Annotated in this window: 26 protein-coding genes; 14 read left to right on the top strand and 12 right to left on the bottom strand. The window is 65.7% G+C overall.

Annotation, left to right across the window (positions count from 1 at the left end; all coding sequences use genetic code 11):
• Positions 1–10: 10 nt before the first annotated feature.
• Positions 11–517, bottom strand: coding sequence for a MarR family transcriptional regulator (locus tag PV768_RS10955; protein WP_321215222.1), 507 nt, complete (start codon positions 515–517; stop codon positions 11–13).
• A gap of 92 nt (positions 518–609) precedes the next feature.
• Here PV768_RS10955 and PV768_RS10950 point away from each other — a divergent pair, with 92 nt between their 5' ends.
• Positions 610–1800 carry an acyl-CoA dehydrogenase family protein gene (locus tag PV768_RS10950; RefSeq protein WP_421093021.1) on the top strand — a complete coding sequence of 397 codons (1191 nt, stop codon included), beginning with the start codon at positions 610–612 and terminating at the stop codon, positions 1798–1800.
• On the opposite strand, the gene PV768_RS10945 is transcribed toward PV768_RS10950, so the two are convergent.
• The 5 genes from PV768_RS10945 to PV768_RS10925 form a co-directional block, all read right to left on the bottom strand.
• Positions 1797–2615 (bottom strand): MerR family transcriptional regulator, encoded by an 819-nt coding sequence (locus PV768_RS10945; RefSeq protein ID WP_421093020.1) that lies wholly within the window; start codon positions 2613–2615, stop codon positions 1797–1799. The genes PV768_RS10950 and PV768_RS10945 overlap by 4 nt on opposite strands.
• Positions 2616–2648: 33 nt before the next feature.
• A complete protein-coding gene (locus PV768_RS10940; RefSeq protein ID WP_421093019.1) occupies positions 2649–3005 on the bottom strand; it encodes a hypothetical protein in 357 nt (118 codons plus the stop codon).
• A 152-nt stretch (positions 3006–3157) separates the two neighbouring features.
• Positions 3158–3361 carry a cold-shock protein gene (locus PV768_RS10935; protein ID WP_013599688.1) on the bottom strand — a complete coding sequence of 68 codons (204 nt, stop codon included), beginning with the start codon at positions 3359–3361 and terminating at the stop codon, positions 3158–3160.
• Between the two features lie 133 nt (positions 3362–3494).
• Positions 3495–4121: a response regulator gene (locus PV768_RS10930; RefSeq protein ID WP_421093018.1), complete on the bottom strand. Its 627-nt coding sequence runs from the start codon at positions 4119–4121 to the stop codon at positions 3495–3497.
• Positions 4118–5404, bottom strand: coding sequence for a sensor histidine kinase (locus tag PV768_RS10925; RefSeq protein WP_421093017.1), 1287 nt, complete (start codon positions 5402–5404; stop codon positions 4118–4120). Before PV768_RS10925 ends, PV768_RS10930 begins: the two co-directional genes overlap by 4 nt.
• Before the next feature lie 201 nt (positions 5405–5605).
• On the opposite strand from PV768_RS10925, the gene PV768_RS10920 reads away from it, so the two are divergent.
• Entirely contained in the window at positions 5606–6175 is a 570-nt protein-coding gene (locus tag PV768_RS10920) for a heme-binding protein (protein ID WP_323057741.1), read from the top strand.
• A 15-nt stretch (positions 6176–6190) separates the two neighbouring features.
• On the top strand, positions 6191–6880 hold the full coding sequence (locus PV768_RS10915; RefSeq protein WP_321215229.1) for an ankyrin repeat domain-containing protein: 690 nt from the start codon (positions 6191–6193) through the stop codon (positions 6878–6880).
• Between the two features lie 4 nt (positions 6881–6884).
• Here the strand turns inward: PV768_RS10915 and PV768_RS10910 are convergent, their stop codons facing one another.
• Genes PV768_RS10910 through PV768_RS10900 form a run of 3 tightly spaced genes read right to left on the bottom strand, consistent with a single transcriptional unit; the run spans position 6885 to position 9522 of the window.
• The gene (locus PV768_RS10910; protein WP_321215230.1) at positions 6885–8075 is read right to left on the bottom strand and encodes an acetyl-CoA acetyltransferase; all 1191 of its coding nucleotides are present in this window, start codon (positions 8073–8075) and stop codon (positions 6885–6887) included.
• Complete coding sequence (locus PV768_RS10905) at positions 8072–8761, bottom strand: CoA transferase subunit B (protein WP_321215231.1); 690 nt, start codon at positions 8759–8761, stop codon at positions 8072–8074. The genes PV768_RS10910 and PV768_RS10905 overlap by 4 nt, the downstream gene beginning before the upstream one ends.
• A 29-nt stretch (positions 8762–8790) precedes the next feature.
• Positions 8791–9522: a CoA transferase subunit A gene (locus PV768_RS10900; protein ID WP_421093016.1), complete on the bottom strand. Its 732-nt coding sequence runs from the start codon at positions 9520–9522 to the stop codon at positions 8791–8793.
• A 178-nt stretch (positions 9523–9700) separates the two neighbouring features.
• On the opposite strand from PV768_RS10900, the gene PV768_RS10895 reads away from it, so the two are divergent.
• Positions 9701–10492: an IclR family transcriptional regulator gene (locus PV768_RS10895; protein ID WP_157239394.1), complete on the top strand. Its 792-nt coding sequence runs from the start codon at positions 9701–9703 to the stop codon at positions 10490–10492.
• Positions 10493–10591: 99 nt separating this feature from the next.
• Here the strand turns inward: PV768_RS10895 and nadE are convergent, their stop codons facing one another.
• Entirely contained in the window at positions 10592–11446 is an 855-nt protein-coding gene (nadE, locus tag PV768_RS10890; protein ID WP_157239392.1) for an ammonia-dependent NAD(+) synthetase, read from the bottom strand.
• Positions 11447–11520: 74 nt separating this feature from the next.
• Between nadE and pyrE the strand changes: the two genes are divergently transcribed.
• The 4 genes from pyrE to PV768_RS10870 all read left to right on the top strand — a co-directional run bounded on the left by pyrE (position 11521) and on the right by PV768_RS10870 (position 14839).
• Entirely contained in the window at positions 11521–12105 is a 585-nt protein-coding gene (pyrE, locus tag PV768_RS10885) for an orotate phosphoribosyltransferase (RefSeq protein ID WP_157239391.1), read from the top strand.
• 117 nt (positions 12106–12222) lie between these two features.
• Positions 12223–12990 (top strand): GAF and ANTAR domain-containing protein, encoded by a 768-nt coding sequence (locus PV768_RS10880; protein WP_421093015.1) that lies wholly within the window; start codon positions 12223–12225, stop codon positions 12988–12990.
• Between the two features lie 102 nt (positions 12991–13092).
• Positions 13093–13716 carry a hypothetical protein gene (locus PV768_RS10875; protein WP_421093014.1) on the top strand — a complete coding sequence of 208 codons (624 nt, stop codon included), beginning with the start codon at positions 13093–13095 and terminating at the stop codon, positions 13714–13716.
• Positions 13717–13798: 82 nt separating this feature from the next.
• Positions 13799–14839, top strand: a complete 1041-nt coding sequence (locus PV768_RS10870; protein ID WP_421093013.1) for an alpha/beta fold hydrolase — start codon at positions 13799–13801, stop codon at positions 14837–14839.
• Here the strand turns inward: PV768_RS10870 and PV768_RS10865 are convergent.
• Positions 14836–15666, bottom strand: coding sequence for an HAD-IIA family hydrolase (locus PV768_RS10865; protein WP_157239385.1), 831 nt, complete (start codon positions 15664–15666; stop codon positions 14836–14838). The genes PV768_RS10870 and PV768_RS10865 overlap by 4 nt on opposite strands.
• A gap of 79 nt (positions 15667–15745) precedes the next feature.
• Here PV768_RS10865 and PV768_RS10860 point away from each other — a divergent pair, with 79 nt between their 5' ends.
• From PV768_RS10860 to PV768_RS10850, 3 genes are all read left to right on the top strand, one after another.
• Positions 15746–16405 (top strand): TrmH family RNA methyltransferase, encoded by a 660-nt coding sequence (locus tag PV768_RS10860; protein WP_157242735.1) that lies wholly within the window; start codon positions 15746–15748, stop codon positions 16403–16405.
• Positions 16406–16542: 137 nt separating this feature from the next.
• A complete protein-coding gene (fbaA, locus tag PV768_RS10855; RefSeq protein WP_321215237.1) occupies positions 16543–17562 on the top strand; it encodes a class II fructose-bisphosphate aldolase in 1020 nt (339 codons plus the stop codon).
• Positions 17563–17564: 2 nt separating this feature from the next.
• The gene (locus PV768_RS10850; protein WP_421093012.1) at positions 17565–17987 is read left to right on the top strand and encodes a DUF3151 domain-containing protein; all 423 of its coding nucleotides are present in this window, start codon (positions 17565–17567) and stop codon (positions 17985–17987) included.
• A 90-nt stretch (positions 17988–18077) separates the two neighbouring features.
• Here PV768_RS10850 and PV768_RS10845 read toward each other — a convergent pair whose 3' ends face one another.
• Positions 18078–18710, bottom strand: a complete 633-nt coding sequence (locus tag PV768_RS10845; RefSeq protein WP_157239380.1) for a uracil-DNA glycosylase — start codon at positions 18708–18710, stop codon at positions 18078–18080.
• Between the two features lie 360 nt (positions 18711–19070).
• On the opposite strand from PV768_RS10845, the gene PV768_RS10840 reads away from it, so the two are divergent.
• From PV768_RS10840 to PV768_RS10830, 3 genes are all read left to right on the top strand, one after another.
• Positions 19071–20132: a M14 family zinc carboxypeptidase gene (locus PV768_RS10840; protein ID WP_321215239.1), complete on the top strand. Its 1062-nt coding sequence runs from the start codon at positions 19071–19073 to the stop codon at positions 20130–20132.
• Between the two features lie 256 nt (positions 20133–20388).
• Positions 20389–21678: an adenylosuccinate synthase gene (locus PV768_RS10835; protein ID WP_157239378.1), complete on the top strand. Its 1290-nt coding sequence runs from the start codon at positions 20389–20391 to the stop codon at positions 21676–21678.
• Between the two features lie 262 nt (positions 21679–21940).
• Positions 21941–22294, top strand: a complete 354-nt coding sequence (locus tag PV768_RS10830; protein WP_157239376.1) for a YegP family protein — start codon at positions 21941–21943, stop codon at positions 22292–22294.
• Positions 22295–22350 lie beyond the last annotated feature (56 nt).

Below are 22350 nucleotides of genomic sequence, written 5' to 3'. Positions count from 1 at the left end.
CGCATGATCCTCAATCCTCAAAATCGCCGGCGTTCCGGCGGAAGGCCCGGAGGATCCGGATCAAGTGCTCCACGTCGCCGGGATCAAAGCCGGGGGCGCTGAACACCTCGGCGTTGAGGGCCGCCGTCGAACGCTTGGCCAGGGTGCGCCCCTCGGTGGTGAGTTCGATCAGCGTGGTCCGGCCGTCCGTGGGGTGCGGGAAGCGGGCCACCAGGCCGGCGCGTTCCAGCCTGTCCACTGCATTCGTGATGGACGTGGGATGGACCTGCAACAGGGCGCTCGCCTTGTTCATGGGAAGCGAACCCTTCCTGGCGAAGCTCAGCAGCGCCAGGAGTTCATAGCGGGCAAACGTGAGGCCGAACGGTTTGAGGATGGACTCGATCCTGGCCAGCAGGATCTGCTGGGTGCGCATGATGGCCGTTATGGCCGCCATCGGAGCGGCCACATCCCCCCAGCCGTGTTCTTCCCAGTTTCGCTGGGCTTCGGCAATGGGATCGCGGGAGAGCGGGGCAGGCATGGAACACCTTTCCTCGGGGTGATGCGGCTCACTTTTTCCTGGCCTTGTGAATATACTAGGACATCCAACGGTTACGTGAGCGGAGGGGACTTATGCCAGTGCAGCCGCAAGGTCCCGCCGGCGCACTGCCCTTTCCTGACGCGGACCTGATGTACGTGGCGGATCTCCTGCCGCACCACGAACGCGAGAGGTTCCTCAGCGTCCGCGAATTCCTGCAGGCACGGGTGCGCCAACAGTCCATCCAGTATTGGAACCGGGAAGAGTTCCCCTTCGGCCTGCTGGCGGAACTGGGCAGGCATGGCCTTGGCGCGCTTCAGGTGGACGGCAGTTCGGTTCTTTTCAAGGGCCTCATGTACGTGGAAATGGCCCGGGCGGATGTGTCCCTCTCGGCGCTGGCCGGGATCCACAACGAACTGATCGTGGGCACCCTCAACGAGTTGGGCTCCCAGGAGCAGAAGCACCGCTGGCTGCCGGGACTGGAAGCCTTTACCAGCCTGGGGGCCTTTGCCCTGACGGAACCTGGCCATGGTTCCGACATCTCCGGAGGGCTGGAGACGTCCGCCAGGCTGGACGGCGATGGATGGATCCTGAACGGCGCCAAGCGCTGGATCGGTGCAGGAACCATCGCCGACTTTGCCCTGGTGTGGGCCCGGGACATGGCAGACCAGCAGGTCAAGGCCTTCATTGTGGAGACGGACCGGCCTGGCTATGCAGCCACCAAGATCTGCAACAAGATAGGCCTGCGGATCATGCAGAACGCAGACATCACCCTGCGCGACGTCCGCATCCCGGCTTCCAACCTGCTGCCCGGGGCCACCGACTTCGCCAAGGCGAACGACCTGCTCCGGGACTCCCGCGCCTGGGTGGGCTGGCAGGCCGCCGGCATCCAGCTTGCCGCGTTCGACGTTGCGCGGGCCTACTCGCTGAGCCGCCGGCAGTTCGGCCGGGAACTGGCGCGGTTCCAGCTGGTCCAGCAACAGCTCGCTGACATCCTGGGCAATGCCACCGCCTCGCTGGCACTCATGGTGCAGTTGGCCCGCGTCCAGGAGGAGGGGAAGCTGGAGATGGCGCAGGCCGCCATGGCGAAGGCCACCACCACCAGGCTTGCCCGGGCATCGGTGGCCATGGGACGGTCCTTGCTGGGCGGCAACGGAATCAGTGCCGACTATGAGATGGGCAAGCTCTTCGGTGACGCTGAAATCCTCTACACCTACGAGGGCAGCTACGAGATCAATTCCCTCATTGTGGGGCGTGCCGTCACCGGGAAGTCGGCCTTCGTCTAGCGGGGCCCTCCTGTTGGCGGGGCCGGGTCCTGGAGGTTCCTGTCGGCGTACACCAGCAGTGCGTCACGAACAAACGCCGCCCCTTCTTCACCCCCGTAATTGGCGGCGAACCTGGCATCGGCCACGTACATTTCCGCCAGTCCGCTCACGTACCCCTTGAGGTCCCCGCCTTGCCCGGCTGCGGGTGTCCCGGGAATGGCTGACAGCCATTCGACCTGCCGCCGGGCCAAGTCCTGGGCCTCAGCGCCATCCGGGGCGGCCCCTGAACCAGCCGCGGCGATCCAGTCCCTGCCGAGCTTTTCAGCAGCGGACTTCCACTCCTGTTTCCCTGCTGCATCCATGCCCCGCCACCAGGCATCGCTCTTTGCGTAGGCATCCTTGCCCCAGCGCTCCTCCACCTCGTCCTTGTACTGTGTGTGGTCAAAGCCGTCGAACATCTTTTCCGCCACCATCCCGCCTCCTCTTTTCATTGTTTCGATTGTTTGCCGGACGGACGCCATCTGCCGCGAAAGCCGATCCTGTTCCTGGCCCAGCCACTCCAGGTGGTGGCTGAGCGCTTCGACCGCGTCTGTCTGCCGGCGGAAGACTTCGGCAATGGCCGGCAGGCCCAGCCCAAGCTCCCGCAGGAGGAGGATCCGCTGCAGTTGCAGGAGGGCGGCGGCGTCGTAGTACCGGTAGCCGTTGCTGCCCACGCGGCTGGGCTTCAGCAGCCCAATGTCGCCGTAATGGCGCAGCGTACGGCTGGTGGTTCCGGCCATCCTGGCGATGTCCTGGATGGCCCAGTCCGGGCCGGCCTTACCTTCCGCTGCATCCATGCTTCGAGCGTAGGGGTTGACGCTGCGTCAAGGTCAAGCAGGTTGTTCGGGAAAACCATGGCCGCGCGGACGGTGCCGGGCTGACCGGTTCCGGGCCTGCGCCACAAGCCTCCTGAACGCGAAAATGAAGACTGCCTCGATGGCGAGCATCAGTCCCACGAGCAGCCATTGCCCGCGGGCGGCGAAAAAGATGCATCCGGTCAGGGCCAGGATGGTCCCCAGCGCGAGGGTGTAGACGGCAAATCCGATGGCGACGCGTGCGCTGCGCACGCCGGTACGGAAACCGAAGCCGAGGGGTTCCCCGCCGGGGTGCCCGGGAACGCGGTCAGGCACCGCCGGCCCCAGCCTGTCGAACTCCTCCCAGGGATCCTGGCCCTGGTCCTGTCCCATCACCCTCCAATTGTCCCAAACCCCAACCGGAATCGGGGGAGAAGCGACGGGGCTGACGTGGGGGAGCAAAACAGCGGCCCCTCCAGCATGATGCTGAAGGGGCCGCTGCCTGGTACAGGGTTTCCCCGGCAGAGCCGGAGGTCACCTAAGCCTTAGAGCGGGCGGATGTTCTCTGCCTGCGGGCCCTTGGGGCCCTGGGTCACATCGAATTCAACCTTCTGGTTCTCATCGAGTGAACGGTATCCGCTGCTGGCGATTGCCGAGTAGTGGGCGAAAACGTCAGCGGACCCGTCATCGGGGGCAATGAAGCCAAAACCCTTTTCGGCGTTGAACCATTTAACTGTGCCTGTTGCCATGGCTGCATTCCTTCGTGTGACTCTGATTCTCTCCCCGGGCAATAAGCCCGAAGTGCGCGGAGAACGTCCCCCGCAGTCCCCAACGTACGGGGCGGAAGCCGCGCTTGCAAGGGTTGGGCAACATTTGGCGAGGTCAACGCATGCCTTCGCGTCGGATGGCGGTGGCAATTGCGGCCGCTCTGGTGTCCACCCCGAGCTTGGCGTAGATGTGGGCCAGGTGCGTCTTCACCGTGGCTTCCGAGATAAAAAGGCGCCGGCCGAGTTCGCGGTTGCTCAGTCCCTCCGTGAGGAGGCTCAGCAGTTCGGCCTCCCGGGGAGTGAGGATTTCCTCCGGATTGCGCAGTTGCTGGAACAGCCGCGACGCCACGGGCGGGCTCATGACGCTCTTGCCCTGGACCGCTCCCCGGATGGCAGCGAAGATTTCCTCCGGAGCTGCATCCTTCAGCAGGTATCCCATGGCGCCGGCATCGACTGCCCGCACAATATCCGCGTCGGAGTCGTACGTGGTGAACACGAGGATCGCCTGGCCACTGTTGCGTTTGCGGATCTTCCTGATGGCCTCGATCCCGTCCATGCCGGAACCCATGGCGAGGTCCATGACCACCACGGCCGGGGAGTGCTGCTGCACCCGCTCCACCGCTTCTTCCCCGGATGCTGCCTCTCCGATCACCTGCAGGTCGGGCTGCGTCCCCAGGAGGGCCCGCAGCCCGCTCCTCACCACCAGGTGGTCGTCCACCAGCAGGACGGTGATCGCGCTCATGCCGGTGCCCCTGCAGTGTCCGCAGTGCCCTGTCCGGCGGGGGGCAAAGGCAACTGGGCGGCCACGATGGTCACTTCCCCGGGCGCGCTTTGCACCGAAAGAACGCCGCCCAGCTGCTCCACCCGTTGCCGCATGGCCCGCAGCCCATAACCGCCGGCGTCCGACGGCGGTGCTGCCGCCGCCGGGTCGAAGCCTGCGCCGTCGTCGTAAATGTCCAGGGTGACCGCCTCCGGAAGGAAGCCGAGGGTCACGGCGGCTGCGCCCGCGGAGGCGTGCAGCCGGATGTTGGAGGCGGCGCTCTGCACTACCCGCAGCAGCGCGTGGCGGACCTCCGGGGACACAGGACGTGGCTCCCCGGTGACGAGGAGCCTGGCCTCCGGAACATATTGCCGTGCCGCGAGGAGCAGGGCTTCGGGCAGCGGGGACGCGTCCAGGCCCGGGGACGCGAGCTCGTGCACCAGGCTGCGGGTCTCGGACAGGTTGCCCCGCAGCAGCACAGTGGCTTCGCGGAGATCCCGCCGCGCCGCGTCACTTGGCCAGGCCCGCCCTGCGGCCTCGAGCAGGAGCAGGCTGCTGGCCAACCCCTGGGTAACGGTGTCGTGGATTTCCCGGGAGACCCGTTCCCGCTCGGCAATGGTGCCCGCGCGCCGCTCGCTCGCCGCCAGCTGTTCCTGGGCCAGTGAAACCTCGGCGTGCAGGCGGCGCTGCTCTTCGGCGTCGTGCTGGATCCGGTCATAGATGAGCGTCAGCATGGCGCCCACGGCCAGCGGGCCGAGGAGCATGGCCAGGTCCGTGCCGCCGCTCATCCGGAACAGGCCGGCAGCGGTGGCAGCGGCCGTGATTCCAGCCGCGGCGTACGCCGCGGCGCCGGCCAGGGCGTAGCGGCTAAGGAAGAAGAGCGCAAACGAGCACCAGGCAAAGCTCGGAGCTGCAACCACCAGGACTGCCCAGACTGCCACCAGGGCGAACATCCATGGAGCCCCGGGGTGCCCGCGCCGGGCCAGCACGGCCACGACGGCGTACAACAGGCAGGCGACGGCGGCCAGTCCGAGGACCATCAGGTTGTCCGCCGGGCTGTGCCGCATCACGTAGCGGACCAGCGACGCCACCAGCAGCAGCGCGAAGCCAAGATGAACGGCCAAGCCGATGCCGGCCAGGGACGCCCGGCCCGGCAGGCCGCCTGCGGACGGTACAGCGGACGGGGTGCTGGACCGGACCAGGGAGGGTGGTTGGCTCTCTGCGGAGGCCTCGGCCGGGGATGGAACGGACGCTCGGGTGGGCATGGGGATTCCGGTTCGGGATGGAAGGAACGGTATCCACCATGTTATTGCCCGGGTCCCTGCGGCGTCTCTCCGCCTTTTGGCTGATACGGCTGGCTTTATGGAGCAGCGGTAAGCAGCCGAAGGCCCGATGGCAGGAGGCATCCGGGGCGGAAGGATGGAAAACGTACCCGCTTCAAGCGATGGCCGACCAAAGGAAACACCATGAAAAAGTCCACAAAAGTAGTCGCCGCGGCAGCCGCCGGCGCCCTTGCCCTGACCGCCGGGGTGACGGCTGCCGCGAATGCGGGCGCCGGGCCTGCCCCGTCGGCCGTCCCCGCCGTTGACATCCAGCCTGTGCCCGCCAACGTGGTGCAGCAGAACCGCATTTCGGTGGGCGCCTCGGCCAAGGCTGTCCAGGCCGCGCTGGCTAAGTGCCAGGCGGACAACCTGCCGTTCGTGACTGTGGCGGTGGTGGACCGCTTCGGGACCGTACAGGCACTCCTGCGGGGCGACAATGCGGCCGAACACACGATTGAGGCCGCCCGGGAGAAGGCCTACACGGCGGCAGCCTTCGGGACCCCCACCAGCGAGCTCGCCAAGCGGATCAACGGAACGGGCCCCAGCATCGCGGACCTTCCGGGCACGCTGTTCCTGGCCGGCGGCCTCCCGCTGAAGGTCAATGGTGTTTCGGTGGCCGGCATCGGCGTCGGCGGCGCTCCGGACGGTGCCCTGGATGAAGCCTGTGCTGCAGCCGGCGCTGATGCCATCGCTGCCGCTGCTGCCGGCCAGTAGGCTGGGCGGCGCGGAATGATGCCGGTTTTGAGGTCCGGGGCGCTTGGCCTGGTCCTTTCCCTGGCCTTGTCCATGACGGCGTGCCAGGCGGGGCCGAAGGAGGCCCGCCCGCCGCAGGCTGCTCCGCCGTCGTCCCCTGGAAGCACGAAAGGGGGGCCTCCTGCAACGGCGCCTGCCGCGCCTCCCCCGCCGGCCCTGTCCGCCGGGGAACAGGCGCAACTCGACCAGGACCTCGTCACTGCTGCCAAGGCCAACGACGTCCCGTTGGTCAGGGAGCTGATTCGCCGCGGCGGGAACGTCAACGCCAAGGACGCACTCCAGGACTCGGCTTTCCTGTACGCGGGCGCCGAAGGATTCAACGAGGTGCTCGGATTGACGCTGGCGGCCGGAGCCGACGTCGCCAGCACCAACCGTTACGGCGGCACCGCACTGATCCCGGCCAGCGAGCACGGCCACGTGGACACTGTCCGGATCCTGATCGACGCCGGCGTGCCTGTCAACCACGTCAACAACCTGGGCTGGACCGCCATGCAGGAGGCCATCCTGCTGAACAGCGGCGGTCCCCGCCAGCAGGAGGTGGTCAGGCTTCTCCTTGCAGCCGGCGCCGACCCGGAAATCCGCGATCCGGAGGGCAGGACCGCCCTCCAGAATGCCGAACGCCTGGGCTTTACGGAGATCGCCAACCTGCTCCGTCACCGCGGCTAGGAGTTCAGGCGGCCTCGAGCACGCTGACGTAGTTGGCGATGCCCACGCCGCCCATGTTCTGGACGGCAGCCCGGCGGGGGGCGGCGAGCTGCATGTCGCCCGCGGTCCCCGTGAGCTGCATGGCGGCGATGACGTGCTGGGAGACTCCGGTTGCGCCCACGGGGTGGCCCTTCGCCTTGAGGCCGCCAGAGACGTTGACGGGCAGCTTGCCGTCCCTGTACACCCAGCCTTCTTCGATGGCCCGGGCGCCCTGGCCGGGCTCCGTCAGGCCCATGGCCTCGTACATCAGCAGTTCGGCGATGGTGAAGCAGTCATGGACTTCGGCGAAGTCCAGGTCCGCCAGCCCGACGCCGGCCATCGCCAGCGCGCGCTGCCACGAGGCGCGGGTGGCCTCGAAGGCCACGGGGTCACGGCGGGCCGCGGGGAAGAAATCGTTCGCGTGGCCAAAGCCTGCGAGCCGCACGGGCGCAGTGGCACCGCCGGTTGCGGAGGTTGACAGCACGACGGCGGCGGCACCGTCCGAGACGGGGGAACAGTCCGTGCGGCGCAGGGGATCGGCCACCATGGGGTTCTTGTCCGAGACGGTGCGGCAGAAGTCCTCGCCGAGGTCCTTGCGGAGCTGGGCATAGGGATTGTCCACGCCGTTGCGGTGGTTCTTGGCGGCGATACTGCCCAGGACGTCGCCCAGTTTCCCGTCGCCGTACCGCTTCCCGTAGTGCTTGGCCACCTCGGCGAAGAGCCCGGTGAATCCAGTGGTGGACGCCTTGCCGGCCATGTCATAGTCGGCGCCCAGCAGACCCGCCCCCACAACTTCGGCGCCCGCGTGGGTCATCTTCTCCGCGCCGATCACCAGCACGGTCTTGGCCGTGCCCGCCAGCAGCGACTTGGTGCCCTGCTGGAAGGCAGCGGAACCAGAGGCGCAGGCGTTCTCCACGCGCGTGGCGGGGACGTTCGCCAGGTCGGGGGAGACCTGCAGCGCCAGCGACGACGGGAACGCCAGCGGCATCATGCCGGAGTTGAACTGCCCGAGGTAAATCTCGTCGATCTGGCCGGGCTCGATGCCGGCATTGCTGATGGCTTCGGCGGACACCTGGACGATCAGGGATTCCAGGGTCTCGTCCGTCAGTTTGCCGAATCGGCTGTGGCCCCAGCCCGTGAGCAGGACATCCTTGCCGAACTGTTCCTTGAGGCTCATGCTGAAGCTCCTTCCAGGGCTGTTTCTTCCAATGCGACAGCGAACTCCGCTTCCGTCTTTTCGCGGATCTCCTCCACGGTGACCCCCGGCGCGAGGCGGGTCAGCGTGAGCTGCCGGCCGCCTCCTGGTGCCTGCCCGTTCTTCACAAGGTCAAACACTGCGAGGTCGCTGATGATCCGGTCCACCACGCCGAGGCCGGTCAGTGGAAGCGTGCACTCCCGCACGATCTTGGCCGAACCGTCTTTGGCGTTGTGTTCGGTGAGGACCACCACCCGCGGCGTACCGGCCACCAGGTCCATGGCCCCGCCCATGCCCTTGACCATCTTGCCGGGGATGGTCCAGTTGGCGAGGTCGCCGCTGCCGGAAACCTGCATGGCGCCGAGGATGGCGACCTTCACGTGGCCGCCGCGGATCATGCCGAAGGAGGTGGCGGAATCGAAAATGCTTCCGCCCGGCAATACGGTGACAGTCTGCTTGCCCGCATTGATGAGGTCGGCGTCCTCTTCGCCCTCGTACGGGAACGGTCCCATGCCCAGCAGCCCGTTTTCGCTCTGCAGCACCACCCGCACGCCCTCGGGCAGGTTGTTGGCCACCAGCGTGGGGATGCCGATGCCCAGGTTGACGTAGTCGCCGTCGTTCAGTTCTTCGGCTGCGATGGCAGCCATTTCATCCCTGGTCCAAGCCATGATGATGTACTCCTCGGTGGGTTCGGTTTTCAGACGGCCAGTGGTTCGGCAGCTACGGACATGACGCGCGGCCGGACGGTCCGCTGCTCGATGTCCTTGATCCTGCTGCTGGCCTGGACAAGCCGCTGGACGTACACGCCGGGCGTGACGATGTGGTTGGGGTCCAGTGCCCCTGGTTCGACGATGACTTCCGCCTCCGCGATGGTCAGCAGCCCTGCCGTTGCAATGACGGGGTTGAAGTTGCGGGCAGTGTAGCGGTACGTGAGGTTACCGTCCGTGTCCGCGGTGTGCGCGTGGACAAGCGCGACGTCGGCCCGGATGGCCCGCTCCTGGACGTACGTTTCGCCGTCGAACACCTCGTGCGGCTTGCCTTCGGCAACCAGGGTTCCCACGCCGGTCCTGGTGTAGAAAGCAGGGATGCCGGCGCCGCCTGCCCGCAGGCGCTCGGCCAGGGTTCCCTGCGGCGTGAACTCAACCTCAAGCCGTCCGGCCAGGTACTGCTCCGCAAAGAGCTTGTTTTCGCCCACATAGCTTGCGATGACCTTGCGGACCTGGCCGGCCTCGATCAGGATGCCCAGGCCCTTGCCGTCCACACCCATGTTGTTCGAGACCACCGTCAGGTCCTTCACCCCGGAATCGCGCACCGCTTCAATCAGGTCTGCGGGTATGCCGCTGAGGCCGAATCCGCCCACAGCCAGGGTTATGCCGTCCCGCAGGCCCCCTTCCAGTGCGGCGGCGGCAGTTGGCTGGAGTTTGGTCATGGCGTCTCCTCATTGAGTGTCCTGCAGTCATCCACTTTGTGGACAGTAGGTCTGGAAAGGGACAGTACGGGGAGTCTTTGGGGGTGTCAAGGTGGTCGCAGGATGCCGAAACTAGCCCGTTCTACAGTGTGGACGGTACGCTAATCACAATCCACATTATGGACATCGAAGGAGTGAAATGAGCCAAATTCCCGTGCAGGGAGCCCAAGTGGTAAGCCGCATCGCCGGATTGCTGCGGCTGGTCGGTCGCAGCGCGGAGGGGATGTCCCTGGCCGCGCTGGTGCAGGAATCAGGCCTCACGAGGCCCACGGTCCACCGGCTCCTCTCCTCCCTGGCTTCCGAGGGGCTGCTCGACCACGATGCCGGAAGCGGCAACTGGGTCTTAGGGCCCGAGATCCTCCTGATGGGATCAGTGGCGTCGGCTAGGTTTCCGCTGGAGGACATCGCCAGGCCCAGCCTCCGCCGGCTTGCCGAAGCCACCGGCGAGAGTGCGTTCTTCTCCATCCGGCGTGGTTCCGAAACGGTGTGCCTGCTGCGTGAGGAAGGCAGCTTTCCGGTCCGGTCCTTCGTGCTGCACGAGGGCGTGCGGTTCCCCCTCGGCGTGGCCTCCGCGGGCACAGCAATCATGGCCTTCCTGCCCGAGGCCGAGCAGGAGGAGCTGTTCAGCCACTGGGTGGAACACGCCGGCAGTTTCGCCGCCGCCCACACGGAGGAACTGGTCCGGGCCAACCTTGCCCGGACCCGGCTGGAGGGCTACTCGGTGAATCCCGGGCTGGTCCTGGAAGGCAGCTGGGGCATGGGCGCGGCGGTGTTCGATCAGGCCGGCCGGCCCGCCTGGGCCCTCTCACTCACCGGAATCGAGCCGCGGTTCAAGCCCGACCGGCAGGAAGAACTGGGCGGCCTGCTGATGGCGGAGGCCCACCGGATCACGCAGCAGTTGGGCGGCGAGAAGGCCCGCCTGCCCCGCTGAGTCTCTCCTGCCTTCCAGGGCAAAGCACGACGCCGCACCGACCCTCTCGGTGCGGCGCGCCGTCGTGCCTCCCCTGATGGTGGGGGAGGCTGCGGCGGGCTACAGCCCGGCCCGCGGCTCCTCCGGACCCTCGCTCTTCCACCAGGTGTCAAAGATGGTCACGGGGACCGTGCGCTTGTGCCGGGTGCGCAGGTACTTTTCTTCAATCGACTTGGCCACGGACTCGGGAACATCCCGGCCTTCCAGGTAGTCGTCGATCTGGTCATAGCTCAGGCCCAGCTCGTCCTCATCGGTGCGGCCCGGCCTGTCGTCCAGCAGGTCCGCGGTGGGCACCTTTTCCCATACTCGGGCCGGGGCGCCGAGCTCGGCCAGCAGGGCACGGTTCTGCCGCTTGTTCAGGCCGAACAGCGGCAGGATGTCCGCGCCGCCGTCGCCGTACTTGGTGAAGAAGCCCGTTACGGACTCGGCGCCGTGGTCCGTGCCAATGACCAGGTAATTGTGTTCTCCGGCCAGGGCGTACTGGGCGATCATGCGGGTCCGCGCCTTGGTGTTGCCCTTGTGGAAGTCGGAAATTTCCGTTCCAACGGTTTTTTCGAACTCATCCTCGAAACCGTCAACCGCCGCGGAGATGTTGAACGTCCACTCCGTCTTGGGCTTGATGAAGTCGAGGGCAGCCTGGGCGTCTTCCTCGTCATGCTGGACGCCGTAGGGCAGGCGAACCGCCACGAAGTTGGCTTCCACCCCCTCGGCCTCTAGCTCCTCGACTGCCAGCTGGGCCAGCTTGCCCGCCAGGGAAGAGTCCAGCCCCCCGGAAATGCCCAGAACGAAGCCCTTGGTATGGGTGGCCTTCAGGTAATGCTTCAGGAACGTGACGCGCTTGCGTACCTCCCCGGCAGGATCGATCCGGGGCTGTACGCCCATTTCTTTGATGATGCTGGCCTGGAGTTCGCGCATGGGGACCAGCCTAGCCAGCAGTGTCAACAACGCTCAAGCATCCACACCGGGCCGCCCCCACTAAACTGGAGTCCATGACTTCCCCCAGTGACACTGCAGTGGATACTGCAGCCGCCCGCGCCCGACTGCTGGAACTGATCAAGGAACTCGCCGTGGTCCGCGGCAAGGTGATCCTCTCCAGCGGAGCCGAGGCTGACTACTACATCGACCTGCGCCGCATCACGCTGCACCACGAGGCCTCCAAGCTGGTTGGCCAGGTGATGCTGGCCCTGGCGGACGACGCCGGGATCGACTTTGAGTGCGCCGGCGGACTCACCATGGGCGCGGACCCGGTGGGTACCGCGGTCATGCACGCTGCAGCGGACGCAGGTCGGACCGTCGACGCGTTTGTGGTCCGCAAGGCGCAGAAGTCCTATGGCATGGGCCGGCAGGTGGAGGGCCCGTCGGTTGAAGGGCGGAAAGTGCTGGTCCTGGAGGACACATCCACTACCGGCGGCTCGGCCCTGACGGCCGTGGAGGGCGTCCGGAAGGCTGGCGGCAACGTGGTGGCTGTGGCCGTCATCGTGGACCGTGATACGGGCGCCAAGGAAAAGATCGAAGCGGAAACCGGTGTGCCTTACCTGTTCGCCTTCGGCAAGGATGAGCTGGGGCTTTCCTAGCCTTTCCCGTTACGTTCGCCTCGCGGGCCGGCCTTGGGCCGCCCGCGGTGTGGACCGGGCCGTGGGGCTGCTCTATCATTTGCGGTAACCCTCTATCCCGTACGGAGAACGTGCACCATGCTCCCCCCTGAACAGCCTTTGAGCACCACCGACCAGGTCCAGAACCTGATCCTGGAGAGTGCCGACTTCGAGGACTTCCTCAACGAGCTCGCCCGCTTTTCCGCGCACCAAATGGCCGGCGACGGCGACGACGCGCTCTGCGGCATCACGCTGCTCCGCGACCGCAAGGCTGCCACCATCGGCTGGAGCAGCGATTCGGCCCGGGAAGTGGACCAGATCCAGTATTCGCTCTCGCAGGGACCGTGCCTCACCGCCGCCCAGGAGGAGCGCGAAGTCCACGTTCCGGACCTGTTCGAGGAGAACCGCTGGGGCCCTGACTACGCAACAGCCGTGGCCTCCCACGGCCTCCGGTCCGTGCTGTCCCTGCCTTTCAACCTGCAGGGGGAAGCGAAGGCGGCCCTGAACCTGTACTCCGATGCCCCGCACAAGTTCGATGAGCGTGCCACTGCCAGGGCGCGTGAATTCACCCGGGAGATCTCCCAGGCGCTGCGGCTGGCCGTACGCTTCTCGCTTCACACCGACAGCGCGGCAAACCTCCGGGCCACCCTGGAGTCCCGCACCATCATCGACATCGCGATCGGCATTGTGATGGCCCAGAACAGGTGCAGCCAGGAGGCTGCAGTCGCCATCCTGACAGAGGCGTCCAGCAACACGAACACCAAGCTGAGGGACATTGCCAGGTCCTTGGTTGATTCGATTGGCGGTGCTGGCACCCGGACCCACTTCCAGGAACCGGGGAAAGTCCAGGCGGACCAGAGCGCATAGCAGGCTCCCTTCCTTGTTACTGACGGGTTGTGCGGGGCTTCGGGGGAGGTTACGCTTACCGAGGTTGAGCCGTCGGCCATAGACACCTCTTTTGGAGTACCTATGGACCGCGCCCTAAATGCCTTTATTAACCTCGATGTCCCCGGCGACATTGTCCGGATCGGTGTCCGGGGAAGCCTGAATCAAGGCTCCCGGCCCGAACTTGCCCACATTATTCGACGGATCAGGCGGATGGGCATCCGCTCCCACATCCACGTTGACCTTTCCGGGGCTGAGCTGGTGGAGTCCGCCGCCCTCGCCGGCCTGCGGAGCGACCTGAATGCCATTGACACCGGTACGCTGCCTGGAATCTATGGCGACGGCGTTTCCCTGGATGTCTCCCGTGGCAGCGGGGATCGGGCCGGGTGCAACGATCCAGATGGACCCGAGCTTGCACTCATCGAAGGGCTGGCCGACGGGTGCGGGGACGCCGAGGACCTTGCCGAGGAGTTTCCGCTGGTGCCCGTCGGCCGCCTGGAAGAGTTGTGCGGCCGGCCCTTGGAAGAGTATTCGGAAGCGGAACTGCTGACCGCGAGTGACTCCATCTTTGCCCTGCTGGACAGCCCGAAAGCGTTCCCGGGTTCGGACCTGCTGGGCCGCTACAACGACATTGGAGAAGAGCTGCGGCGACGCCAGGAGGATTCCGGCGCAGCACTTCCAGCCTCGGAGGGGCAGGCGGCCAGCTGAGCGCCGCTGGCTGCATGGCGTCACTCAATGGTTACGGGCGCCGTCTTGCGGCGGTAACTTCAGGTGTGCCTACGGTAGAGGCGTGCCGTATGAGGGGGAGGTAAGTCCGCAGGACCGGCCCGGGGTTCCGGGGGCCCGGCTGCTGGCGGAAGGTGCTGCCCTCAAACAGTTTTCCCGGCGCGGGTTCCTGTCGGGAGCCGGTGCGTCGGGACTGCTCGCTGCGGACATGCTGCTGACCCGCCAGGTGCAGTCACAGCGCCGGACCAATAGGATCCTGCCCGTTGATGACGGCTTCGGCGATCTCTACTACCGCGATGCCAGTTGGTTCCTTTTTCCCGGCTATAAGACGAGCTGGGAAGAAGCCCAGTGGATCCTCAACTCCCTCCGCGGCGCGCTGAACAAGCGCGCACGGCTTGCCGCCGTCGGGTATTCCAACCAGGGCCTGGACATTGACGAGATCGTGATTGCGGTCATCGAACATGTCCGGGCGCAGAAGCTCACCAAGTTGTTCTTCTACGGCCACAGCTTCGGCGGGATGGTGGCCACCCAGGTGGCCGCGCGCCTGCGGGAGATCCATGGCGTGGAGGTGCAGTTCATCGTTCTCGATTCCAGCCCCTACAGCAAGCATGACGTCCTGGACCAGAGCTGGTTCGACGGCGTCGTGTTCCTTTATGAGCGCGGTTTCCGGTTCCCGTCCACCCTCCGCGGCGGCTACGAGCTGGGGGAGCGGGTCATCCATAAGGACGAACGGAGCTGGCGCCAGATCCTTGACCAGACCCTGGAGCAGCTGTCGCCGATCGCCCCGTCCAGCGTGCTCATCCAGTCCGAGTCGGCGTACATCTACCACTTCGAGGGCAGCCGGTTCGCGGACAAACTGGGCGGCGCCAAGATGGCCTACATCGGCAACCCCAGCGACCGCACCGTCCGGTACCAGACGGCCGTGGAGGCCTGGGCCGTAGCTTTCAAGGCGAACATGGTGTCAAGCTCCCTGCAGACAGAGGGCGCCAGGCCGGCCCATGCGAGCCCGGGCTGGAACCCCGGCGTCTACCGGCCCATCCTGGAAGAACTGCTGGATGAGCACTTCCCGCTGCCGCGCGGCGGCTCCCGGGTGACGGTGTTCTAGATCTGGTTCTTCAGGTCCGCCACGGAGTTCAGGATCTGGTTCGGCCGGAAGGGGTAGGCAGCGATGTCGTCCTTGTGGGTGATGCCGCTGAGGACCAGGACGGTGTGGAGCCCCGCCTCCATGCCCGCGATGATGTCCGTGTCCATCCGGTCCCCGATCATGGCGGTGGTCTCGGAGTGGGCGTCGATCTGGTTCATCGCCGAACGGAACATCATGGGGTTCGGCTTGCCCACGATGTACGGCTCACGTCCGGTGGCCTTGGTGATCAGGGCCGCGATGGCTCCGGTGGCAGGCATGGGTCCGTCTTTGGAAGGGCCGGTTGCGTCCGGGTTGGTGGCGATGAACCGGGCGCCCGCGAGGATCAGGCGGATGGCCATGGTGATGGCTTCAAAAGAGTACGTGCGCGTCTCGCCGAGCACCACGAAGTCCGGGTTCTGGTCCGTGAGGATAAAGCCTGCCTCGTGCAGCGCCGTCGTCAGTCCTGCCTCGCCGATGGTGTAGGCGCGGTTTCCGGATTCCGAGCCCCGCACCTGGTCCTTGAGGAACTGCGCGGTGGCCAGGGCGGAGGTCCAGATGTTCTCCTCGGGGATTTCGAGGCCGGAGGAGCGCAGGCGCGCAGCAAGGTCGCGCGGGGTGAAGATGGAGTTATTGGTCAGCACCAGGAAGCGCTTGGAGGTGTCCACCCAGCGCTGGATAAGCTCAGCGGCGCCGGGGATCGGCTGGTTCTCGTGGACCAGCACGCCGTCCATGTCCGTCAGCCAGCATTCAATCTCCTGGCCGCTGCGGTATACCGCCGGTGATCCCTTGACCTTGTCCTCGTCTGCCATGCCTACCTCCGCGTGTGATGCCTGTGATGAAAGCCCGAAAGGTCCAGTCTAGTGTTGAGGGGTGAACCAAACGCCCGGCATGACGTCCGACCCCCAGCAGCCCGAACCTGAGGAGGCTGCCCCTGAAAAGGCGGAGGTCGGCGTCGGGCCCTGGGAAGGCGAACTGCCCGAAGGCGACCACTGGGACCCCGATCTCCTCGCCGACGGCGACCGCCGCAACGTCCTGGACAAGTACCGCTACTGGAAGCACGAGGCGATTGTGGCGGAGTTGGACTCCAGGCGCCACAACTTCCACGTCGCCATCGAGAACTGGCAGCACGACCTCAACATCGGCACCGTGGTGCGGACGGCCAACGCGTTCCTCGCCAAGGAAGTGCACATCATCGGACGACGCCGGTGGAACCGGCGGGGCGCCATGGTCACCGACCGCTACCAGCACGTCCGGCACCACCCCACTGTGGCGGACTTCGTGGCCTGGGCGCAGGGGGAGGGGCTGGCGATTATCGGGATCGACATTTTCCCGGACTCCGTGCCGCTGGAGACGTATGAATTGCCCAGGGACTGCGTCCTGGTGTTCGGCCAGGAAGGACCCGGGCTGACGCCGGAGGTCCACGAGGCTGCCGTGGCCACCCTGTCCATCGAGCAGTTCGGCTCCACCCGGTCCATCAACGCAGCCTCTGCCGCGGCCATCGCCATGCACGCCTGGGTGCGCCGGCACGTGTTCAACCAGCACGTGTAGCTTGCGCCGGGCTTGCGGGTTTGGGATGCGGGCGTAACCGGGAGCACAGGCCGCACGGAAATGACTAGGATGGTGCTAGCCGTAAGCGGTACTCCAGGGTTACCAACCCAAAGACGAACCTCAGCATAGGAGTCAGCATGCCCATTGCAACCCCAGAGATCTACTCCGAGATGATCGACCGCGCAAAGGCGGGCGGCTTCGCATTCCCGGCCGTGAACGTGACGTCCTCGCAGACGCTGAACGCCGCCCTCCGCGGCTTCGCCGAAGCTGAGTCCGACGGCATCGTCCAGGTTTCCACCGGCGGTGCGGCTTACTGGTCCGGCGCGTCCACCAAGGACATGGTTGCCGGTTCGCTGGGCTTCGCGGCGTTCGCCCGCGAAGTGGCGAAGAACTACGGCGTGAACATCGCGCTGCACACCGACCACTGCCCGAAGGACAAGCTGGACGGCTTTGTCCTGCCCCTGCTGGCCGCTTCCGAGGCTGAGGTCAAGGCCGGCCGTAACCCGCTGTTCAACTCGCACATGTGGGACGGCTCCGCCGAGACCCTGCAGGAGAACCTGCGCATCGCACGGGAACTGCTGGAGCGCACTGCTGCCGCCAAGATGATCCTCGAGGTGGAGATCGGCACCGTGGGCGGCGAAGAGGACGGTGTTGAGAACGAGATCAACGAAAAGCTCTACACCACCGTCGAGGACGCCCTGGCCACCGTTGAGGCATTGGGCGCCGGCGAGAACGGCCGCTACATCACCGCACTGACCTTCGGCAACGTCCACGGCGTCTACAAGCCCGGCGGCGTCAAGCTCCGCCCGGAGATCCTCAAGGACATCCAGGCCCAGGTGGGCGCCAAGATCGGCAAGGACAACCCGTTCGACCTCGTCTTCCACGGCGGTTCCGGCTCCTCGGACCAGGAAATCGCGGACGCCGTCTCCTACGGCACCATCAAGATGAACATCGACACCGACACCCAGTACGCCTACACGCGTCCCGTGGCACACCACATGTTCAAGAACTACGACGGCGTCCTGAAGGTTGACGGCGAAGTGGGCAACAAGAAGACCTACGATCCCCGCGTCTGGGGCGCAGCCGCCGAAGCAGGACTGGCGGCCCGCGTTGTGGAAGCCACCAAGCAGCTCGGTTCCGCCGGAAAGACCTTCTAGGAATGTCCGATGAGTTCCGTAGGAACCTGATGGGCCCCGAGCCCACGCTCCTGCCTGCCGAGACTGAGGTCTACCAGCAGCTCGAAGCGGGCCAGGAAGCCCTGGACCTGGTGGCCAAGCACCCCACATCCTCGCTGTTGTGGGCAGTGCTGGCGGAAGAGGCCTGGGCAGAAGGACGGACCATCGATTCCTACGCCTACTCGCGCGTGGGCTACCACCGCGGCCTGGACTCGCTGCGCCGCAACGGCTGGCGGGGCGTCGGTCCCATTCCCTGGGAGCACGAACCCAACCGGGGTTTCCTGCGGGCACTGTACTCGCTCGGCCGCGCCTCGGCTGCGATTGGCGAAGCGGAGGAGCCGGAACGGATCGAGAAGTTCCTCAACGATTCCGACCCGGAGGCCAAGGCGGCCATCGAAGGCAAGTAACCCGCGTTTATTAAAGCGCGACGGCGGGCGGTCACCTTTTCGAGAAAAGTGGCCGCCCGCCGTCGTTCGGCTTAAGGGTCCGGAGCCGGATTAGCTTGCCTTTTGCAGCCCTGTCCGCGCCATCGCGTCCGCGTAGGCGACCCGCATGTCCTCGAGGTACTCCTCCTGGCGGGCAGGTGAACCGGCGAAGGCGCGGCCGCTGAGGGAGCGCACCTTGTACGTCTTCAGGCCGCGGCGCCAGAGCAGTGGGACTTCGGTTTTCAGGAGCAGGTTGGCCAGGCGGTTGGCTTCCGTGCCGTGGGCAACGATGACCGACGCGCGGGGAACCACCGCCAGGAACTTCAGCAGCGGCTTAAGGCCTGCCGAGATCTGGTCCGGGGTGAATTTGCCGTTTGCCTCGCCCGGGATGTGCCACGGGTGGACGTTCCACGGCATCACGAACTCGGGACGCAGGCCCAGCTTCCACTGGATACCCAGCATCCGGGTGGCGGCGTCCTCGTCCCCGGGGGTGATGAAACCGGACTTGTCTGCCTCGCCGATGTTCGAGTACAGGCTGATGATGCGGCACTCGTCCACATCGTGCATGGGATCGACGTAGGGCACCACGGTGCCGGGCTTGGCATCCTGCAGGGAATCGCACAGTTCGTTGACGGCAGCAACGTTGGGTTCGTAGCGGCGGCTCAGGAGTTGCTCATGGAAGGATTCGGGTGCCAGGGCTGTCATGAAGTGCTTGATCTCCTGCGGGGATTGATGGTGCTTCCGCCGGCGAAAATGGGCGCACGGTGGCACAGCTCATCAACGGCGGTTAATTGGGGTGGGCCGATTCCTGGTCGGCCTTTACCAGTTTAGCAAGCCCAGGCAAACGAAACGCCGGTCGCTTCGAGCCAATACTCATTGGCAGTTGGCCAAAGCCGCCCGGGATGGCTCCGGACGCCGTTCTTTTCGGAACGTAATAACTGCCTGCAGGATCCAGTCACATCCATTGACAGGATTCATCCAGGTTGGTTGTCTTTTGTCACAGCCCGTGATGGGGGACATGGCGGGCTGGTCGCACTCCACCTGCACCGGAAGAGGTACCGCACCGTGAGAAATACCCTGGCAACTTTCAGGACCCTGGCAGTATCGGGAGCCCTGGCCCTGGCGGCACTAGCTGCGCCCGCACCCGCGCTCGCCGTCGGAGAGGGCCCCAACTATGACGGCAACGGCCAGATCACCACATCGAAGCTTGCCACCTACGACCAGATGGTCTCGTTCCTCAAAGACCAGGATGCCCGCCAGTCCGCCATGGAGCTGGAAGTCATCGGCCAAACGGTGAAAGGCCGGGACATCCACCTGGTCAAGTACATTTCGGACCCGGCCAAGCCCACCATCCTCTACCTGACGCAGCAGCACGGCAACGAGCAGCTCACCACCGAAGGTGCGCTGGAGTTCGTCAAGCACCTTGGCACCGGCAAATCGCAGGATGTCCTGGACGGAGTGAACATCCTCATCGTGCCCATGCTGAACGCGGACGGCGCCATGGGCGATGTGAACTTCCCGCTGGACGACTACCTGGCCAAGGGCGACCGGAACATGACCCGTTACAACGCGGAGGAGGTTGACCTCAACCGGGACCACGTGGCCAAGGTCCAGCCTGAGACCCAGGCGCTGCACAACAACGTGATGCGCAAGTACAACGTGGACTACATGATCGACCTGCACCACCAGGGCACCCGCAGCCAGCGGGACGGTGAACTGGTGTCGGGGTCCATCCTGTACCCCACCACCCCCAACGCTGATCCGGCCGTGGTGGAAAAGTCCAAGCAGCTGGGCGCCGTGGTGTTCCACAACGTTGATTCCACCGGCTGGGGCCACCTGGGCAAGTACGTGGGCGGCAGCGCTGAAACCATCAGCCGCAACGGCATCGCAGTGGAATACGGGATCGCAACGCTCCTGTTCGAGATGCGCGGCATGTCCGACCACTACCTGGACGGCTACGCCCTGGGGCTCCGGAGCAACGGCTACCTGATCAAGCAGACCGTGACCACGCTGACCGCCACCGCCGCCGCCATTGCTGACGGTTCAATTGCCGACGCCGACACCTCCTTCTGGGACAGCCTCGCCACTCAGGCCTCCCGCCCGGGAGAGGAAGCAGACGACGAGTAGCAGCCCACGCTGACAGTCCGCCGCGGTCCTTACGCAGGAGCCTTTGACCCTGCAGGAAGGACCGCGGCGGCCAACGAGTGGACAAAGTCCCTCATCGGCTAAACTTGGGTGGTAAGAGCCCCGGAACTCTTGCGTCGCTGCACCGCCCCGCGGACCAGCGAAGGCCGGTACGTTCGGGGCATTCTCATGAACGGCGCTGCGCAGGACCGCCACTCAGTGGCCAACCGGGCAGCCCGAACGAATGGGGGAGGATCCCATGCCAGCAATTGTGATCGTAGGAGCCCAGTGGGGCGACGAAGGAAAAGGCAAGGCCACCGATCTCCTGGGCGGCCGTGTTGACTACGTCGTCAAGCCAAACGGCGGCAACAACGCCGGGCACACCGTCGTCGTAGGCGGTGAAAAGTACGAACTCAAGCTGCTGCCGGCAGGCATTCTCAGCCCCAACGCTGTCCCCATTATCGGTAATGGCTGCGTGGTCAACCTCGAGGCCCTCTTCCAGGAAATTGACGGCCTGCAGGCCCGCGGGGCCGATACCTCCAAGCTCCGCGTCTCGGCCAACGCCCACCTGGTGGCCCCGTACCACCAGGTGCTGGACAAGGTCACCGAACGCTTCCTCGGCAGCCGTGCCATCGGCACCACCGGCCGCGGCATTGGCCCGGCCTACATGGACAAGGTGGCCCGCCTGGGCATCCGCGTGCAGGACGTCTTCGACGAGTCCATCCTCCGCCAGAAGGTGGAAGGGTCGCTGCGCCAAAAGAATGAACTCCTGGTCAAGGTCTACAACCGCCGCGGCGTGGTGGTGGACGAGATCGTGGAGTACTTCCTGTCCTTCGCCGAACGGCTCCGCCCGCTGGTCATCGACAGCACGCTGGTCCTGAACTCGGCGTTGGACGAGGGCAAGGTTGTCCTGATGGAAGGCGGCCAGGCGACGTTCCTGGACGTGGACCACGGGACGTACCCGTTCGTCACCTCCTCCAACCCCACGGCAGGAGGCGCCTCCGTTGGCTCGGGCATCGGGCCCACCCGCATCTCCCGCTCCATCGGCATCATCAAGGCGTACACCACCCGCGTTGGCGCCGGCCCGTTCCCCACGGAACTCTTTGACGAGATGGGCATGTACCTGCAGAAGACAGGCGGCGAGTTCGGCGTCAACACCGGCCGTCCCCGCCGCTGCGGCTGGTACGACGCCGTCCTGGCCCGCCACGCCTCCCGCGTCAACGGCTTCACGGACTACTTTGTCACCAAGCTGGACGTGCTCACGGGCATCGAGCAGATCCCTGTGTGCGTGGCCTACGACGTGGACGGCGTCCGGCACGATGAAATGCCCATGACGCAGACCGAATTCCACCACGCCAAGCCCATCTTCGAGTACTTCGAGGGCTGGACCGAGGACATCACCGGCGCCCGTACGTTGGCTGACCTGCCGGAAAACGCGCGCAACTACGTGCTCGCCCTTGAGAAGCTGTCCGGCACGCGCTTCTCCGCAATCGGCGTGGGACCGGACCGGGACCAGACCATCGTGGTGAACGACCTCATCAACGACTGACCGGGGCAGGAATTACGACGGCGGCGGGCCACCCACACGGGTGCCCGCCGCTTTTGTTTTTCCAAAAGTCCGGCAATTTACACAGGGTTTACGCGGTAGCTCTTGTGGGGCGGGGCACCTGGACGACAGACTTATCAGCACCACGTGATGCGATCACCAATTCGTTCGACCAAACCCGCGGGCACAGGCGCAGCGATGTGCATGGACCGGTTCGTGACAAAGACGTCGCTGGACAGGATCCCGCAAACCGGGAGGATTTATCATGGCCGGAAAGTTCGAAGCTTTTGTTGACTCAGAGTTGTTTTTCAGGTTCAGGCTTCTGGCCCCGGATGGAACGGTGATGGCCGTATCCGGGCCCTTTGAGGACAAGTCCGCCCTCGCGGCCGGAATCTCCGCCGTCCGCGAATGCGCGGGCACCGGACTGGTCACCGATCTTTGCCCTGCCGGGGCGGTCACCAGGCCCGCCCCCGCCGCGGCGCCGGCACCGGTCCCCGCAAAGCCGCAGCCCGACTGCGAAGACCAGCGTGTCCCGGCCAGGACGCACCCTTTTGCCATCGTTCAGGGGTCCCGCCGGCAGGCAAACCCGCCGCGCTGGACCACGGCAGCAGCCCGCTGAACCTCCAGCCGGGCCGCCGTCAAAAAAGTTCCAAAAGTTTTTTCGGAAACGCGTAA

It is taken from the genome of Pseudarthrobacter sp. CC4, assembly GCF_048957775.1.
Lineage (GTDB): Bacteria > Actinomycetota > Actinomycetes > Actinomycetales > Micrococcaceae > Arthrobacter.
Note: the sequence above shows the minus strand (reverse complement) of the source record. Positions and strands in the feature narration are given on the sequence as shown.

Bases quoted from the DNA above. Each gene is read 5' to 3' on its own strand.
- PV768_RS10955 (WP_321215222.1), bottom strand. From the start codon at position 517: ATGCCTGCCCCGCTCTCCCGCGATCCCATTGCCGAAGCCCAGCGAAAC.
- PV768_RS10950 (WP_421093021.1), top strand. From the start codon at position 610: ATGCCAGTGCAGCCGCAAGGTCCCGCCGGCGCACTGCCCTTTCCTGAC.
- PV768_RS10945 (WP_421093020.1), bottom strand. From the start codon at position 2,615: ATGGATGCAGCGGAAGGTAAGGCCGGCCCGGACTGGGCCATCCAGGAC.
- PV768_RS10940 (WP_421093019.1), bottom strand. From the start codon at position 3,005: ATGGGACAGGACCAGGGCCAGGATCCCTGGGAGGAGTTCGACAGGCTG.
- PV768_RS10935 (WP_013599688.1), bottom strand. From the start codon at position 3,361: ATGGCAACAGGCACAGTTAAATGGTTCAACGCCGAAAAGGGTTTTGGC.
- PV768_RS10930 (WP_421093018.1), bottom strand. From the start codon at position 4,121: ATGAGCGCGATCACCGTCCTGCTGGTGGACGACCACCTGGTGGTGAGG.
- PV768_RS10925 (WP_421093017.1), bottom strand. From the start codon at position 5,404: ATGCCCACCCGAGCGTCCGTTCCATCCCCGGCCGAGGCCTCCGCAGAG.
- PV768_RS10920 (WP_323057741.1), top strand. From the start codon at position 5,606: ATGAAAAAGTCCACAAAAGTAGTCGCCGCGGCAGCCGCCGGCGCCCTT.
- PV768_RS10915 (WP_321215229.1), top strand. From the start codon at position 6,191: ATGATGCCGGTTTTGAGGTCCGGGGCGCTTGGCCTGGTCCTTTCCCTG.
- PV768_RS10910 (WP_321215230.1), bottom strand. From the start codon at position 8,075: ATGAGCCTCAAGGAACAGTTCGGCAAGGATGTCCTGCTCACGGGCTGG.
- PV768_RS10905 (WP_321215231.1), bottom strand. From the start codon at position 8,761: ATGGCTTGGACCAGGGATGAAATGGCTGCCATCGCAGCCGAAGAACTG.
- PV768_RS10900 (WP_421093016.1), bottom strand. From the start codon at position 9,522: ATGACCAAACTCCAGCCAACTGCCGCCGCCGCACTGGAAGGGGGCCTG.
- PV768_RS10895 (WP_157239394.1), top strand. From the start codon at position 9,701: ATGAGCCAAATTCCCGTGCAGGGAGCCCAAGTGGTAAGCCGCATCGCC.
- nadE (WP_157239392.1), bottom strand. From the start codon at position 11,446: ATGCGCGAACTCCAGGCCAGCATCATCAAAGAAATGGGCGTACAGCCC.
- pyrE (WP_157239391.1), top strand. From the start codon at position 11,521: ATGACTTCCCCCAGTGACACTGCAGTGGATACTGCAGCCGCCCGCGCC.
- PV768_RS10880 (WP_421093015.1), top strand. From the start codon at position 12,223: ATGCTCCCCCCTGAACAGCCTTTGAGCACCACCGACCAGGTCCAGAAC.
- PV768_RS10875 (WP_421093014.1), top strand. From the start codon at position 13,093: ATGGACCGCGCCCTAAATGCCTTTATTAACCTCGATGTCCCCGGCGAC.
- PV768_RS10865 (WP_157239385.1), bottom strand. From the start codon at position 15,666: ATGGCAGACGAGGACAAGGTCAAGGGATCACCGGCGGTATACCGCAGC.
- PV768_RS10860 (WP_157242735.1), top strand. From the start codon at position 15,746: ATGACGTCCGACCCCCAGCAGCCCGAACCTGAGGAGGCTGCCCCTGAA.
- fbaA (WP_321215237.1), top strand. From the start codon at position 16,543: ATGCCCATTGCAACCCCAGAGATCTACTCCGAGATGATCGACCGCGCA.
- PV768_RS10850 (WP_421093012.1), top strand. From the start codon at position 17,565: ATGTCCGATGAGTTCCGTAGGAACCTGATGGGCCCCGAGCCCACGCTC.
- PV768_RS10845 (WP_157239380.1), bottom strand. From the start codon at position 18,710: ATGACAGCCCTGGCACCCGAATCCTTCCATGAGCAACTCCTGAGCCGC.
- PV768_RS10835 (WP_157239378.1), top strand. From the start codon at position 20,389: ATGCCAGCAATTGTGATCGTAGGAGCCCAGTGGGGCGACGAAGGAAAA.
- PV768_RS10830 (WP_157239376.1), top strand. From the start codon at position 21,941: ATGGCCGGAAAGTTCGAAGCTTTTGTTGACTCAGAGTTGTTTTTCAGG.